Consider the following 14,708-nt stretch of genomic DNA (forward strand, 5'->3'; position numbering starts at 1 on the left):
TGAAGGAAAAGAAAAGTTCATTTCTATGAGCTTTTCTTTTCCTTTGCTTTTTATTGGTTAACTGCAGCTTCCTCTTGCTGCTCTAACGCCAATTTCTCCTCTGAAGTCAGCTTTGTGATTGAAAAACCGGTTAAAGCATAAATGATGGAAAGGATCGGAACAACAAAATTCAGCACCGCATAAGGAGCATATTCAAATGTATGGACTCCCAGTGTTCCTAGTATAAACACTCCGCACGTATTCCACGGAATAAATACAGAGGTTAATGTTCCTCCATCTTCAAGAGCACGGGAAAGGTTTTTCGAATGCAGCCCTTGTTCCTGATAGGCTTTTGCATACATTCTTGAAGGAATAACAATAGAAATATATTGTTCAGAGCAAGTTGCGTTTGTTGCAAAACAAGAAACAACCGTTGATGCTACAAGGGTTTTTGCTGTTTTGGCCAGCTTTAGAATTTGTTTGACAATAGCTTCAAGCATGCCTGTGTTCTCTAAAACTCCGCCGAACGTCATGGCCACAATCGTCATCGAGACAGTATACATCATCGACTCCAAGCCGCCGCGGTTAAACAGGTTATCTACCATCTCATTCCCGGAATCAATGACGAAGCCGCTTTGCAGCGCTTGGACTGCTTCCGCAAAAGAGCCGCCTTGAATAAATACTTGAGAAGCAAAACCAAGGGAAATTCCGATAATAAGCGCAGGAATGGCAGGTACCTTTTTAGCTACTAATATAATAACAAGAAGCGGAATCAACAGTAAAAAAGGCGAAATAACGAAATTATCCTGCAGCGCTCCCATCGTTTGTTCAATATCTGCTGTATCCAGCCCGTTTTTTCCGAAATCTTTGCCTAAAAAGGCGTAGACGCCCAAAGCAATGAGCAACCCGGGAACAGTCGTGTAAAACATATGGCGGATATGCACAAATAAATCCGTATTCGTTAAACCAGCCGACAGGTTTGTCGTGTCTGAAAGCGGTGACATTTTATCCCCGAAATAGGCTCCTGAAATAACAGCTCCCGCAATCATTGGTGCGGGAATTCCCATGCTGAGGCCGATCCCCATGCCGGCAACACCAATCGTTCCCATTGTCGACCATGAACTTCCGATTGCCAAGGATACAATCGCACAAATTAAAGTAATAGATACTAAGAATAATGAAGGCGTAATAATTTTTAATCCATAATAAATCATCGTGGCGACGATGCCTCCGCCAATCCAGGCGCCAATTGTTAAGCCGACCAGTATAATAATTACAACAGCCGGCAGCGCCAGGCGGATTCCTTTGTACATCGCTTCTTCAATTTCTGACCATTTAAATCCTGAACGCCAGGCCACAAGCGCTGCTGTCGTTGTGCCGACAATCAGCGGAATGTGCGGCCCTTGCTTCAAACCTACTACAGTTATGCCCATGACAATGATCATCACAACCAGCGGAATAATAGCTACCCAAAAAGACATCTCTTTTTTCATTTTCTTCCCTCTATTCGTCATTTTTTGGAAAAATTTCAATTGTCGCATAATAGACGCTAATAGGGTAATAATAACTTCTCGATGGCTGTACGTCAATTTGAATTTTTATTTTTTTGTAAAAACTTTTTCTTATTTAACTCTTTTTAATGTTTCTGCTAAAATTCGTGCGCCCATCGGCAAGACCGTTCGATCAAATGTCATCTGCGGATGATGCAGGCCGGGAACTAAGCCAACGCCCGCTCCAATCATTGTTGCCTTCACTTCAGGATGCTTGGTTGTATAAAAATGAAAATCATCGCTTCCCGAAATAACGATCGGTGAAGCAGCCGCCTGGTCTCCTGCCACATGCCGGATCGCTTCTTCTGCCACAGCCGCAGCTTCAAGCGACACTTCCGCTCCTGGCGTATAATCGTACCATTCAAATTCAATGTCAATGCCATAAAGGTTTTTTAATCCTTCTATGCCTTCTGTGATGCGATCTTTAAGAACTTGCAAGACTGAATTTTTCTGCGCGCGCACATCCATGGCAAACTCAACGCTTCCTGGAATAATATTGGCATTCTCCCCGCCAGCCATAATTTTTGTCAATTTCGCCGAATAGCTTTCAAACGGCGACAAGTAAATGGATTTAATAAATTGATGAAGAGCTACCACAACATCAATGGCATTTTTTCCTTGATGAGGCCTTGCCCCGTGAGCATCAACCCCAAGGATTTTTCCTTCCAGAAAAATGCCGGCTCCATGATAAATCGCCGGCGCAAATTGGCCAAGCGGAAGCTCTTCGAGTGGACGCACGTGGACGCCAAACAGGTGGGTGACTCCCTCCATTGCTCCCCGTTCAATCATCGCTACTGAGCCATTTCCTTTTTCTTCAGCAGGCTGGAAAATAAAGCGCACCTTTTTATTTAACGGTTCATTTCGCAAATGAAGCAAAGCGCCGAGCACCATCGCCATATGAGCATCATGCCCGCATGAATGATTGGCCCGGAACACGCCATCTACCTCTTGCCACAATGCATCCATATCCGCACGAACCGCTACTGCTGTCTCCCCTTCTCCAATTTCGGCAATAACGCCTGTTACATCTGGAAAACGGCGGTACGGCACATTTAGCTCGTCCAAAATCCCCGCTATTTTTTCGGTCGTTCCCTTCTCCTGCCAGCTCACTTCAGGGTGCTCATGGAAATAGTTAAACCATTCCATCATTTTGTCTTCAATATTCATGCTTCTCTCTCCTTTTTCTATCCATCGCTTCGAAATAGTTCAGTGAGCAGCTATGCTAGCATTCCTGACATTTGCTTTCCACCTTCCTATTTATCTAAATATTATCATTTTTTTAATTAGGTATCTGTACTTGCTTTTAAATTTTTTTGTCATGCAGCCGATGAACGGTTACTAGCTGACAAACTGCCAGCCTAACCCCTATGACCCACCATCGTCTTTAAATAAGCCAGCCGCCGCGTTTATACACTAACGCGACGGCGGCTGTTCTGTTGATTAATTATCCACGATATTAATATTGTAGTGCTCCAGCCAGCCATTTATTTGGACAAGATGCGCGATAAGCTGAGGGCCTGTCATCAGCTGGCCAAACCAAGGTGCTTTAAAAGAGGAGCCGTTAGAATTAATAATATCTGTGACTTTTGTTTTTGACAGTATTTCAAGAATAGGAGAGGAGGGTTTATCAATGATATCCGTCAACTGTTTCGTGACGCGTGCGGTGTATTCTGGGTGATAGGTTTTCGGATAAGGGCTTTTTTTCCGGTAAAGCACATCATTAGGCAAAACCCCTTCTAAAGCGAGGCGCAAAATCCCTTTCTCCCTTCCGTTCAGCATTTTCATATCCCATGGAATATTCCAGGCGTACTCTACAAGCCGGTGATCAGCGAATGGAACGCGAACCTCTAAGCTTGCCCCCATGCTCATGCGGTCTTTGCGCTCAAGGAGTGTCGTCATAAACCATGTCATGTTCAAATAAAACATTTCCCGGCGACGGGCCTCCAGCGGACTTTCCCCATCTAACCGGGGCGTTTCCTGAATAGTCTCTTCGTACCGGTCTCTTACATATCGCTTAAGATCGAGCCGTTTCTGCCAATGCGGAAGCAGCAGCCGCTGCCTTTCTTCCTGGGATTTCATCCATGGAAAGCTGTCATCATTCAACAGCTCCTCTCTATAAAACCACGGGTAGCCTCCAAAGATTTCGTCGGCGCATTCGCCAGATAGAGCAACGGTAAAGTTCGGTTTGATCTGTTCACAAAACCATAACAAAGAAGAATCCACATCCGCCATTCCCGGCAAATCTCTTGCTTTCACAGCATCCGTTAAATAATCAGCCAGCTGATCATTTTGAATAACAGCAGCATGGTGAACTGTTCCTAAATGCTGCTGCATTTTTTCAATCCACGGTCTATCTTCATCCGGCTGAAATGTGCTTGATTGGAAGTACTGGCGGTTATGAATGTAATCAATAGAATACGTATGAAGCGGACCATGGCCTTCTTCTCTAAAAAAGTCGGCGGCAAACTGGCTGATCGCGCTTGAATCCACTCCTCCTGATAAAAACGTGCAAACCGGCACATCAGCTGTCAGTTGCCGCCGGACTGCATCTTCCATAAGAAACCTGACTTGCTCTGCCGTTTCCTTTAATGATTGGTTATGTTCTTTGCTAACGACATTCCAATATCTCCAAATCTTCAGTCCGTTTCGGCAATAGCTGAGTGCATGGGCGGGCCTCAATTCTTTTATGCCGCGAAAAATTCCGTGACCCGGCGTGTGGGATGGGCCTAACCCAAGCACCTCCTGAAGCCCTTCTCTTCCTATCTCACTTTTAACAGCCGGATGGGACAGGATCGCTTTCAACTCTGAGCCGAATACCAGCGAGCCGCCCCCTTCTTTATAAAAGAGCGGCTTTACGCCTACACGATCCCTTGCCATAAAAAGCCGCTCCTTGTTCTCATCCCAGACAGCAAATGCAAAAATGCCATTTAAATGATCAACGCATTTTTCGCCCCATTCTATATAAGCTGTCAGCAATACTTCCGTGTCAGAACGAGAACGAAAAGCATGCCCTGCCTTTAATAATTCTTGGCGAAGCTCTTCGGTATTGTAGAGCTCTCCGTTATAAACGATTGTGTAATGGTGTTTGTTGACTGTCTTTTTCATCGGCTGGATTCCGCCGGCAGGATCGACTACAATGAGCCGAGTGTGTCCAAACGAGACATGCCGGCTGCTCCAAATATTCGAAGCGTCCGGACCGCGCTTCGCCAGCGTCTGTGTCATTTTTTCCACAATGAACGCCTGAGTTGTCAAATCCTGATGCCAATTAACCCAACCTGTTATTCCACACACTCGCTATCACTCTTTCCTGTTAGATTTTCGGGGCCGCTCCGGCCTTTTTATTCATCAGCAGAACAACAATGCCCTTTAGTATTGTGTGATATACTGCTCGCGCTCCCACGGGTGAACTTGCGTGCGGAATAAATCCCATTCAATTACCTTGGCTTCAATAAAATGTTCGCATAAGTGCGGACCTAGAGCCTGAGTCATCACCTCGTCTTTCTGGAAATTTTTGATCGCCTGAGCAAGAGTCGGCGGCAAATCCACAATGTTGCTTTCTTCCCGCTCTTTTTTAGACATCGCATAAATATTTTGATCCACCGCAGCAGGCGGCGTTAATTGATTTTTGATGCCATCTAGTCCGGCTGCCAGCTGCACAGCCATGGCTAAATAGGGATTGGCCGAAGGATCAACACTGCGCACCTCCACACGTGTGCTAAGCCCCCGCGAAGCCGGAATGCGGATCAGCGGGCTCCTATTCCTGGCAGACCAGGCTACATAACAAGGAGCTTCATATCCAGGAACTAATCTTTTATAAGAATTGACTGTCGGATTGGTGATCGCCGTGAAATTAGGAGCATGCTTCAAAATACCGGCGACAAACTGTCGAGCTGTATCACTTAGTTCAAGGTCACCCTCTTTGTCATAAAAAACATTTTCGCCGTCTCTGAACAAAGATAAGTTGCAATGCATGCCGGAGCCGTTTACTCCGTACAAAGGCTTTGGCATAAATGTCGCATGCAAGCCGTGCTTGCGGGCAATCGTCTTTACGACTAATTTAAACGTCTGAATGTCATCACACGCCTTCACAGCATCTGTATATTTAAAATCAATCTCGTGCTGGCCGGGTGCTACTTCATGGTGGGAAGCTTCAATTTCAAATCCCATCTCTTCTAATTCCAGCACAATATCGCGCCGGCAGTTCTCCCCCAGATCTGTAGGAGCAAGATCAAAATAACCGCCGCTGTCATTTAATTCGAGAGTTACTCCTCCTTTCTCATCTAGTTTGAACAAAAAGAATTCAGGCTCAGGTCCGACATTAAAATCAGTAAACCCCATTGCCTTCATTTCATTTAATATCCGCTTTAAATTGCTGCGGGGATCTCCCTCAAAAGGTGTTCCATCCGGATGATAAATATCACAGATCAATCTGGCAACTTTCCCTTTTTCAGCTGTCCAAGGGAATATAACAAACGTATCCAGGTCAGGATATAAATACATATCCGACTCTTCAATGCGGACAAATCCTTCAATGGAAGAGCCATCAAACATCATTTTGTTGCTTAATGCTTTCTCCAATTGAGAAGAAGGAATTTCTACATTTTTGATCGTTCCTAAAATATCCGTGAATTGCAGCCGGATGAATGTCACATTCTCTTCTTGAACTAATTTAGAAATCTCTTCTCGGCTAAATTTCACCATATCCTTCTCCCCTTATATTCATTTTTCATTTATAAAAGTACTGTCTCTCCCATGAAGCAATCAGGATTCTCACGCTGAAAACATCTCCGCTTCTTTACTATTATTATTTAACATGCGATGATATTTTGTTCGTTTTCAGTCTTCTGCAGCAAAAAATCTATCCCAACACCCCATGCTCAGTTGTGAACAAGCTTTCTGAAAAAACTGATGCAAAAGGCAAACCACCATTCCCGTGGTGTTTGCCGATATTTATTATATGTGCGCAAAATAAATCCGAATAATATATTGTTCAGATTTATTTCATCTATTTTTGATATCGCTTCAGAGGCTACAATAAAAAATAACCTATTTTTATAAACAGAAAGATTAATTTTCTGATAATCTAGCTTAAAAAAGGGAATAAGAGTAAAAAAACAAGAAGGAGTGAATGATGATGAGGAAAAATAAACTCATTCAAAAAGCCAAGAAAACAGTCAGCCACGCAGCTGATTATGTAAAAGAAAAAGCGAAGGAACTAGCCAATCCGCCTTCCACTTCGGTTCCTAAGCTGGAAAGGTATATTGAGAGCCATCCTGAAACGAATGTGACTAAACAAACTTGGCTTGGGATCACGTTTCGGTTTTACTATTTAGAAGAAGATGAAGCTTCCTATTATATGGAAAGAAAAGGCCCCTATCTTTTACAGCTGGATGCCTATGATAATGAGGGAAAAGAGCTTATCGCTTACCGTTCCTATAAAGACCGGCGCAAGCTGCATGACACCATGCCCTCCCTTTCACAAATCCTCCGCTCTAAGCACCGCAAAAAAGCCGGCTCATTTGCATAATGAGCCGGCTTTTTTGCCGTTGCAAGAAAACAGGTTTTGCTGTTTTGCCAGTGATTTATGCGGATGCCGGTGAATAAACTGCTTCCTTCTTGCAGCAGTAGCCTTTCACTTTGAATCCGTATTTCTTCAATTGCCGGATGCTTAAATTACGAAGCACTTTGTCTGAGACAATCACAATCACTTCTTTGTCGGCAATTTCGTTATGCTGCCTTGCTAAGTACGGCAATGGAATGTGAATCGCCGACGAAACTGGATTGCGGTTTGCTTCATGAAAATCACGGACATCCACCAATTGAACATCTTCGTTTTGATTACATTGAATTTCTTCTGCTCCGACAACCGGAACATAACGTTTATAAAGTACAGGCAGCATCAGCAATAGAATTATGCCCACTAGAAACACGATCAGTCCCTCCAACTCAAATCAGGCGTATATTTTAACAAATAAAGAAAGGAAGGAGCACCTGAAATACCCCTGTATGTATAGTAAACCAAACGAAACCGCGAGTCAAGATTTTCCGCTTGATCCTGCGGCAAGATTATAGAATGGTTATAAAATAAAATCCCAGCATAAAAATCAGTATACTGACCGCAATAGTGACAACGGCCATTACAACTGATGACGAACGAAAGGACGCTTCGTTAATCTCCTTTCGTTTCATGAAGTAGCTAAACGATCCCATAATCAAAATAGCCAGACCGGTTGCTAAAGAAAAAATCATCATCAGCAGCGAAATTTCATCGGTAAGCTTGCTCACCTTTGATCCGTAATTAAAATGCAGCGTGACTGCCAGAAAACCAATTCCCACAACAGCAAGACCCGTGCGCAGCCAGGCAAGAAAAGTACGTTCATTCGCTAAATGCTGCTGAATGTATTTTGACTCATCAGCCTTTTGTCCTTTCATGGTCGCCTCTCTCCGTTCTTGCGTGTAATTTTAATATCCTCCCCTCCCTCATTTTACATATCAAGAAACAGTATGCAACTTCTCTGCCTGCCCTTCTGACAAATTCGCACAAAAAAAAAGCTTTTCGAACGCGGACTGCCGCCCATTCATCGAAAAGCTTTCTTCTATTTATTACACAGGAATCCCTGTTTCCTCTTTCACATAGGCAGCTATCACATCGACAGACAGTTGCAGATTATTCGTTAACAAACTGTTTTTTATATACGACAGCTTATTGCCTTCAACAGCATAGGACTGAATGTTTAAAATACTGTCAATATAAAGAATCCCTTTATGGGTAATCATCGGTATTGTAATTTTATCGCCGCCATTTTCTACTGGAGCTGATGGAATAGCGTCCATTCCATTAAGCATTCCTTCTCTTGTCAGCTGTTCCATAATCGATGGATAGGAGGGCATCCCCTCAGTCATCATTCGATGCAACTCAGCAATATCGTTTGGATCGTTCCCCAGATAATATTGAACATAATAAGCAAGGGTGACTTGTTCTCTTTCGGTTAATGTTTCCATTTTCCATTTCCTCCTTTGTTCTTGTTGTTATATTTCGACAGAAAAGAGGAACATTCCTGCAAATCCCAAATAGCTTTTATACAGCCTAAATTCGAATGAAGAAAAGGAAAAAAGCTTTTTCAATAAACCTTTTTAATGACAGACAACCCGCTTCAGACAAGGATTTGCCTCGGTTTTCTTATCCGCCTGTCGTTTGCTGCTCCTTCGGAATCGCTAGTTTTTCTCCTGCCGCTTGCTTATGCAATTGTGTCGAAAAAATGAAACTTAGCAACAACAGCACACTGCAAAGCACCAAGGAAGAACGAATCCCGCCAGCATGGTCGACGAGCCATCCGCCAAGCCCAGGGCCAAGCAGCTGCCCGGCAGCGAAGTATACAGTTACATAGCCTAGGGCCACAGGAGCATACGACGGGTGAATTTGCTCTGTCGATAGTGCCTGAATAAGCAGCAGCATTCCAACAACCGTGATCCCCCATAAAAGCTGGCTGGCCATAAACCCTGCATATACTGGAAAAACAACCGGGAGAGCCATGGCAGACGCTCCGATAAAGAGAGCAGTAAGCAGCGACTTCTTCCGGCCGACCCGATCTGAAATCGTCCCCCATAGCGGACCGCTGAAAATGGACAGTAAACCGCCAGCAGCCATAATTTGTCCGGCTTCATAACGATTAATGTCCGATTCCAGCATAAAGCTGAATAAAAAGCTTTGTGGAATCAAATAAGCAAAGCCAATCAATCCATAAATAAGAGCCACGAGCAGCACCCTTTTATGAACGTACACTTCGCGAAACAGGGATTCTTCTGCTTGTGCATTTTTGCGGGCAGGGATCGGCGGATCGCGCAACACGATTTGAGCGGCAAGGGCAGATAGCAAAGAAAGAAGGCCGTATACAGCCCAGAGATAGCGCCAGCCGCTCATCGAAAACCATGCGGTGAAGAACGGAATCATTGCACTGGAAATTAAAGTCCCTAACCCTAATCCGCTGCCAAGAAAGCCGATCATCATGCCCCGCTGCCGCGGGAACCAGCCGACGACAATATTCACAAGCGGGGTATAAGTAAAAGCCGTCCCAATGCCAAGAATCGCCATTCCGAGCATGCAAGAGAAAAAGCTTTGAACGAACGACAGATAAAATAAACCGGCGGCGACGAGCAGCGTTCCAATCACGACTAGACGCTTTGATCCCCACTTTGCAGCCATAATTCCCGCAAAAAGAACAAGTCCCAGATACCCGATGGACGTGATCGTTCCCAGCATTCCTGCCTGTTCATATGTAAGGGTCAACTCCTCCTTCATAAAAGGCATTAAAATCCCGTAAGACATTCGTCCAAATCCTAGTGTGCTGATGGTTACCATGACACACGTTAACGCATATTTCCACATCTGCTGCTCTCGTTCCATCCCCATCCCCCTTTACAGCTGCTCCCCTTTATTTTCTCAGGCATCCCATACAAAAAGTAACATGGGCCGCCTTGCTCATAATAGGAAATAATCTCCCATTTCAACTTCTATTACGGTACTCTTCATCAGTGTACCATAATAATTTACTGAATTGTCAAATAATTATATTTGGTTTTTATTAGATCAGAAAAGGCTGCGCCAGAAAATCCAACGCAGCCCTCTCCATTTATTGAAGTGCACGCAAGCAGTCTTTTAATGTTTGCGTAATAAACTGAAAATCTTCTTCGGTAATGCTTAACGGCGGAGCCAGCTGCAATATGTTATTATAACCAGCTACTGTGTCCCCATTTTTCCCGACAATCAATTTCTTCTCCTTGCATAGCCCAATTACTTTATTGACTAGCTCCACACTTGCCGGTTTCTTTGTTTGCTTATTCTCTACTAATTCTATTCCGATTAAGAGGCCTTTCCCTCTAATATCTCCAATAAACGGCAAATCCTTGACCTCTTCCAATTCTTTAAGCATCCGTTCTCCAAGAACACGGGAACGCTCAATTAATTTCTCATTTTCATAGATTTCCATATTTTTCAGCGCTAGCGCACAAGCAGCCGGATTGCCGCCGAATGTATTGACATGACGAAGGCGGTCATATTGCCCGTCGCCGCAATATGCTTCATAAATCTCTCTTTTGACAGCAGTAGCAGACAGCGGCAAATAGGCACTTGTAATTCCTTTTGCCATTGTAATAATGTCAGGCTTTACATCATAATGCATAAACCCAAATGGCTTTCCTGTCCGTCCGAACCCGCAAATCACTTCATCGCAAATCAGCAGCGCTCCATGCTTTTCACAGATTTCCTTTACTTTTTTCATGTAATTTTGCGGCGGAATAAGACAGCCTCCACCCGTGATGATCGGTTCCATAATCATGCCGGCTACTGTCTCGCTCAATTCCCATGTCATCACCCGATCCACTTCTTCCGCACTTTCCAGCGTCTGTTCATCCTCTGGACGGCGATAGAGATCCGGCGGATTTACATGGATAAATCCGGGTGCGAGCGGCTCATATTTATATTTTCTTTCTGCCTGCCCGGTCGCTGACAACGCTCCCATTGAGTTGCCATGATACGCACGGTAGCGGGAAATAAACTTATACCGGCTATGGCCTCCTTTTTGCTGGTGATATTGCCGGGCAATCTTAAATGCCGTCTCATTTGCTTCCGAACCGCTGTTCGAGAAAAAAATGACATACTCGCCGCCCAGCCATTCATTCAATTTTTCAGCCAGCTTAATAGCAGGAACATGGCTTTGGGCCAGCGGAAAATAAGGCATTTCCAACAATTGCTCATAAGCAGCTTCTGCCAGCTCTTTTCTTCCATAACCAGTATTCACACACCACAGTCCAGACAAGCCATCCAGGTACTTATTTCCATCTATATCAGTTACCCAGGCGCCTTCTGCTTTTTGGGCAATCAGATTTGCCGGAGCGGGAGCCGATCCTCTCATTGCATGCCAGACAAAACGTTCATCCTTCTTTTGCAAATCCTGTTCCTTGTGTGTTACTTGCATGTTTATTTCCCTCCTTTTTACTATTCTCTTAATGACGGGCAGTCATCATCTTTTTACGCGTATAAAACTCTACTCCGTCTTTGCCGTTCGCATGAAGATCACCATAGAAGGAGTTTTTATAACCGGAAAACGGGAAAAATGCCATCGGAGCCGGCACGCCCAGATTAATGCCCAGCATGCCCGCATCGATTTCTTCGCGGAATTCGCGGATGGCCTTGGCGCTATCTGTATACAGACAAGCCCCATTCGCGAATTCCGATTCATTCGTAATCGCGATTGCTTCCTGGAGGCTGTCAGCACGCACAATGGAAAGCACAGGCGCAAAAATCTCATCCTGCCAGATTTTCATGTTCGTCTTTACATGATCAAAAATTGTCGGGCCGACAAAATACCCTTTCTCTCCTTGGCCTTCTTTTCTGCCATCACGAACGATTACTGCCCCTTGCTGTTCGCCGCTGTCAATATAACCGATCGTCCGTTCTTTATGTGCTTCACGGATCACCGGTCCGAGAAATACATCTTTATCCATGCCATTGCCCATTTTGAGGGCATCGGCTTTTTGTTTAAGAAGGCTGACGAGTTTGTCGCCAATATCGCCAACCGCCACCACAACGGAAGCAGCCATGCATCTCTCACCCGCTGAACCGAAAGCAGCGCTCGTAATATTCGTGGCGGCATTTTCTAAATCAGCATCAGGCATAACGATAGAATGATTTTTCGCTCCGGCAAGTGCCTGCACACGCTTGCCGTTCGCTGCCGCTGTCTTATAAACGTATTCAGCTACCGGCTGAGAACCGACGAAGGAAATGGCCTTCACATCGTGATGCTCCAAAATTCCGTTCACCACATCATGCGCACCGTGAACGATATTCAACACTCCATTCGGAAGGCCGGCTTCCATAAATAATTCAGCTAAACGGTTAGCCAGTAAAGGAGTGCGTTCCGACGGTTTTAAAACAAAGGTATTTCCGCAGGCAATAGCGAGAGGAAACATCCAGCACGGCACCATCATCGGAAAGTTAAAAGGTGTAATGCCGCCAACGACCCCAATCGGATAGCGGTACATTCCTGATTCAATCCCGGCAGCAATATCCGGAAGCTGGCTGCCCATCATAAGGGTCGGAGCACCGGCAGCAAACTCGACACACTCAATGCCTCTCTGCACTTCTCCGTAAGCTTCGTTATAGCTTTTTCCGTTCTCCCGCGTAACGATCTCAGCCAGCTCTTCCCAATGCTTCACTAACAGCTGCTGGTAACGGAACAAGATGCGGGCGCGCTGCGGGACCGCCACCTTTTTCCATGTCTGAAACGCTTCTTTCGCAGCTGTGACCGCCTGTTCCACATCATCCTTAGTGGAAACCTTGAGTCTGGCAATTACTTCCCCAGTGGCCGGGTTAGGAACTTCTTCTATCTTCTGGCTGGATGACTCTGTCCATTGTCCATTAATGAAGTTTTTTACTGTTTTAACGTCTTTTGTCACTACCATCGCAAGCCCTCCTGGAATGTTTTAAACTCTCTTCATAGCCTTATTATAGATGTCGCAGATAGCGCTTTCATTAGACAAAAGGTAAATTTATCTGAATATTCGTTCTACACTTTGTCTTGATTTAGCTATTACCGCTGCTGCCTGAAAGATATTCGTGAGCCGAAACGGCAAATTCAATGGCCTGCCGTTTCGGCGGCTCCATAAAATCCTCGCCTAGAAGCTCATATAGCTTTTCCAAACGGTGATAGAGGGTTTGTCTCACAATATACAGCCGTTCTGCTGTTTCTTTTTTCGAACCGTTGCATGCTAAATAGATTTTTAGCGTATTCATTAATTTAGCATGGTGAACCTCATCATATGATAAAACAGGCGCTAAATAATCCCAAACAAATTCATGGAGCATTTCTTGTTCATGAAGGGCATAAATCAGTCTGTATATATGTAAGTCTTCATAAAAATACTCCTGCATTCCCAATGGAATATTTTCCTTAATGGCCGCAGCTATTTTTGCTTTTTCATAACTGGATTGCACTTGTGTTAGTTTATCAACAATCGTTCCTGCACTAATTTTCACAGGTGCTGAGGAGTAATTTTCCATATCGCCTGCTTTTTTCATGGAACGGATTCCTGCGTGTATACGCTGCTTGCAGTTATCTTCTTTTCTTTGATCAAGGAGGATAAACACCATCTCATTTTTGCCGGCCGTTGCTAACAGGAAGAACCCTTGTTCCTGAAAAATAGAGCGCAGCAGTACCTTTAAATAGGTGCTATTGGAACTTTCCTCATCGATTCCAGCGGTTTGCAGCAGGAAAACGACGGCGCGTTCCGGCTTTAATCCCGGCTTAATCTCTTTAAGAAAGCGGGTAATTTGCTCCTCGGTATGTTTGCCTTCAAGCCACTTTTGAATCCAATCTGCTTCTTTTGCCTTTCTCCGCTCTTCTATCCATAATTCTCGTAAAATCACTTGCGCAAGCGCCGTAGCGGTACGATCGAGAATAAGAGTTTCAAATTCAGTCACCTTTCCTGTTTCAAAGATGATCATCAGCTCTGCGAAGCTTTGGCTCCAAATATGAATAGGCTGCCGTGCTATGCTGCTTTTCTCTGACGTGCCCTTAATGACTCGATCTAAAAGGGCGCGTTCTTCTTTTGCCGGTTTATTTGAAACAATCTCGGGGTGCCCTTCTTTCGGAAGATACACAACGGGCAGTTGAATTTGCTTGTGCATCATGTTAAGAACTTTCTCCCTCGGTCCGGCCTCCAGAAGCACTTGATTGATCCTCCGGGAATAATCCTCTAAATCGGTAATCATTTGATATTGTTTTTTAATAATAAGGGTATGCACACCTTCAGTAATATCAACAAACCGCACTTCTTCATGAAAAACGATAATTGGAAAATCATGCATATCGGCAAGTCGAAGAATCTCAGCAGGAATTTCATCCATGTATTTCCCTAATTCAATACAGAGTCCAGCCGCCCGGCAATCAATCAGCTGCTGCACAAGCAGCCGGAGCGTTGCTTTTCCCGACTTCCAGCCCACTCCTGTGGAAAGAATCAATTCATCACCGTTCAGCAGATTGCTTACATCGGAAACTTCTATAACATGCACCCATTTAACCGCCCGGTGCCGGCCATTGTGTCCAGCTACCATCTTGGCCTGCTGAAAATGATCCAGCTCTAAAATTTCCTGAACGGATAGCTTCATTTCATTCTTCACGT

Annotated in this window: 12 protein-coding genes; 1 reads left to right on the forward strand and 11 read right to left on the reverse strand. The window is 44.6% G+C overall.

What is annotated here, in order from left to right; translation table 11 throughout:
• Window positions 1–50: 50 nt before the first annotated feature.
• The 4 genes from nhaC to glnA all read right to left on the reverse strand — a co-directional run bounded on the left by nhaC (window position 51) and on the right by glnA (window position 6,230).
• Window positions 51–1,472: a Na+/H+ antiporter NhaC gene (gene nhaC / locus BBA02S_RS09840; RefSeq protein WP_041099463.1), complete on the reverse strand. Its 1,422-nt coding sequence runs from the start codon at window positions 1,470–1,472 to the stop codon at window positions 51–53.
• Between the two features lie 129 nt (window positions 1,473–1,601).
• Window positions 1,602–2,696: an amidohydrolase gene (locus BBA02S_RS09845; RefSeq protein ID WP_041099461.1), complete on the reverse strand. Its 1,095-nt coding sequence runs from the start codon at window positions 2,694–2,696 to the stop codon at window positions 1,602–1,604.
• A gap of 273 nt (window positions 2,697–2,969) precedes the next feature.
• Entirely contained in the window at window positions 2,970–4,820 is a 1,851-nt protein-coding gene (gene asnB, locus BBA02S_RS09850; protein ID WP_041113034.1) for an asparagine synthase (glutamine-hydrolyzing), read from the reverse strand.
• 75 nt (window positions 4,821–4,895) lie between these two features.
• A complete protein-coding gene (glnA, locus tag BBA02S_RS09855) occupies window positions 4,896–6,230 on the reverse strand; it encodes a type I glutamate--ammonia ligase (protein WP_041113033.1) in 1,335 nt (444 codons plus the stop codon).
• Window positions 6,231–6,663: 433 nt separating this feature from the next.
• Between glnA and BBA02S_RS09860 the strand changes: the two genes are divergently transcribed.
• Window positions 6,664–7,056 (forward strand): hypothetical protein, encoded by a 393-nt coding sequence (locus BBA02S_RS09860; RefSeq protein WP_041113032.1) that lies wholly within the window; start codon window positions 6,664–6,666, stop codon window positions 7,054–7,056.
• 55 nt (window positions 7,057–7,111) lie between these two features.
• Here BBA02S_RS09860 and BBA02S_RS09865 read toward each other — a convergent pair whose 3' ends face one another.
• From BBA02S_RS09865 to BBA02S_RS09895, 7 genes are all read right to left on the reverse strand, one after another.
• Entirely contained in the window at window positions 7,112–7,459 is a 348-nt protein-coding gene (locus tag BBA02S_RS09865; RefSeq protein ID WP_223662996.1) for a rhodanese-like domain-containing protein, read from the reverse strand.
• A gap of 136 nt (window positions 7,460–7,595) precedes the next feature.
• Window positions 7,596–7,961 (reverse strand): YidH family protein, encoded by a 366-nt coding sequence (locus BBA02S_RS09870; RefSeq protein ID WP_041113031.1) that lies wholly within the window; start codon window positions 7,959–7,961, stop codon window positions 7,596–7,598.
• Between the two features lie 171 nt (window positions 7,962–8,132).
• Entirely contained in the window at window positions 8,133–8,531 is a 399-nt protein-coding gene (locus BBA02S_RS09875) for a hypothetical protein (RefSeq protein WP_041099451.1), read from the reverse strand.
• Window positions 8,532–8,709: 178 nt separating this feature from the next.
• Window positions 8,710–9,933 carry an MFS transporter gene (locus tag BBA02S_RS09880; RefSeq protein WP_041099449.1) on the reverse strand — a complete coding sequence of 408 codons (1,224 nt, stop codon included), beginning with the start codon at window positions 9,931–9,933 and terminating at the stop codon, window positions 8,710–8,712.
• Window positions 9,934–10,159: 226 nt separating this feature from the next.
• Complete coding sequence (locus tag BBA02S_RS09885) at window positions 10,160–11,503, reverse strand: aspartate aminotransferase family protein (RefSeq protein ID WP_041099447.1); 1,344 nt, start codon at window positions 11,501–11,503, stop codon at window positions 10,160–10,162.
• A gap of 28 nt (window positions 11,504–11,531) precedes the next feature.
• Window positions 11,532–12,989, reverse strand: a complete 1,458-nt coding sequence (locus tag BBA02S_RS09890; RefSeq protein WP_041113030.1) for a CoA-acylating methylmalonate-semialdehyde dehydrogenase — start codon at window positions 12,987–12,989, stop codon at window positions 11,532–11,534.
• Between the two features lie 121 nt (window positions 12,990–13,110).
• The gene (locus BBA02S_RS09895; protein WP_082040153.1) at window positions 13,111–14,706 is read right to left on the reverse strand and encodes a PucR family transcriptional regulator; all 1,596 of its coding nucleotides are present in this window, start codon (window positions 14,704–14,706) and stop codon (window positions 13,111–13,113) included.
• Window positions 14,707–14,708 lie beyond the last annotated feature (2 nt).

It is taken from the genome of Bacillus badius NBRC 15713 (assembly GCF_001591605.1).
Classification (GTDB): Bacteria; Bacillota; Bacilli; order Bacillales; family Domibacillaceae; genus Pseudobacillus; species Pseudobacillus badius.

Coding starts and splice junctions, on each gene's coding strand:
- BBA02S_RS09880 (WP_041099449.1), bottom strand. CDS start 9,933: ATGGAACGAGAGCAGCAGATGTGGAAATATGCGTTAACGTGTGTCATG.
- nhaC (WP_041099463.1), bottom strand. CDS start 1,472: ATGAAAAAAGAGATGTCTTTTTGGGTAGCTATTATTCCGCTGGTTGTG.
- BBA02S_RS09845 (WP_041099461.1), bottom strand. CDS start 2,696: ATGAATATTGAAGACAAAATGATGGAATGGTTTAACTATTTCCATGAG.
- BBA02S_RS09885 (WP_041099447.1), bottom strand. CDS start 11,503: ATGCAAGTAACACACAAGGAACAGGATTTGCAAAAGAAGGATGAACGT.
- BBA02S_RS09860 (WP_041113032.1), top strand. CDS start 6,664: ATGAGGAAAAATAAACTCATTCAAAAAGCCAAGAAAACAGTCAGCCAC.
- BBA02S_RS09890 (WP_041113030.1), bottom strand. CDS start 12,989: ATGGTAGTGACAAAAGACGTTAAAACAGTAAAAAACTTCATTAATGGA.
- BBA02S_RS09870 (WP_041113031.1), bottom strand. CDS start 7,961: ATGAAAGGACAAAAGGCTGATGAGTCAAAATACATTCAGCAGCATTTA.
- glnA (WP_041113033.1), bottom strand. CDS start 6,230: ATGGTGAAATTTAGCCGAGAAGAGATTTCTAAATTAGTTCAAGAAGAG.
- BBA02S_RS09875 (WP_041099451.1), bottom strand. CDS start 8,531: ATGGAAACATTAACCGAAAGAGAACAAGTCACCCTTGCTTATTATGTT.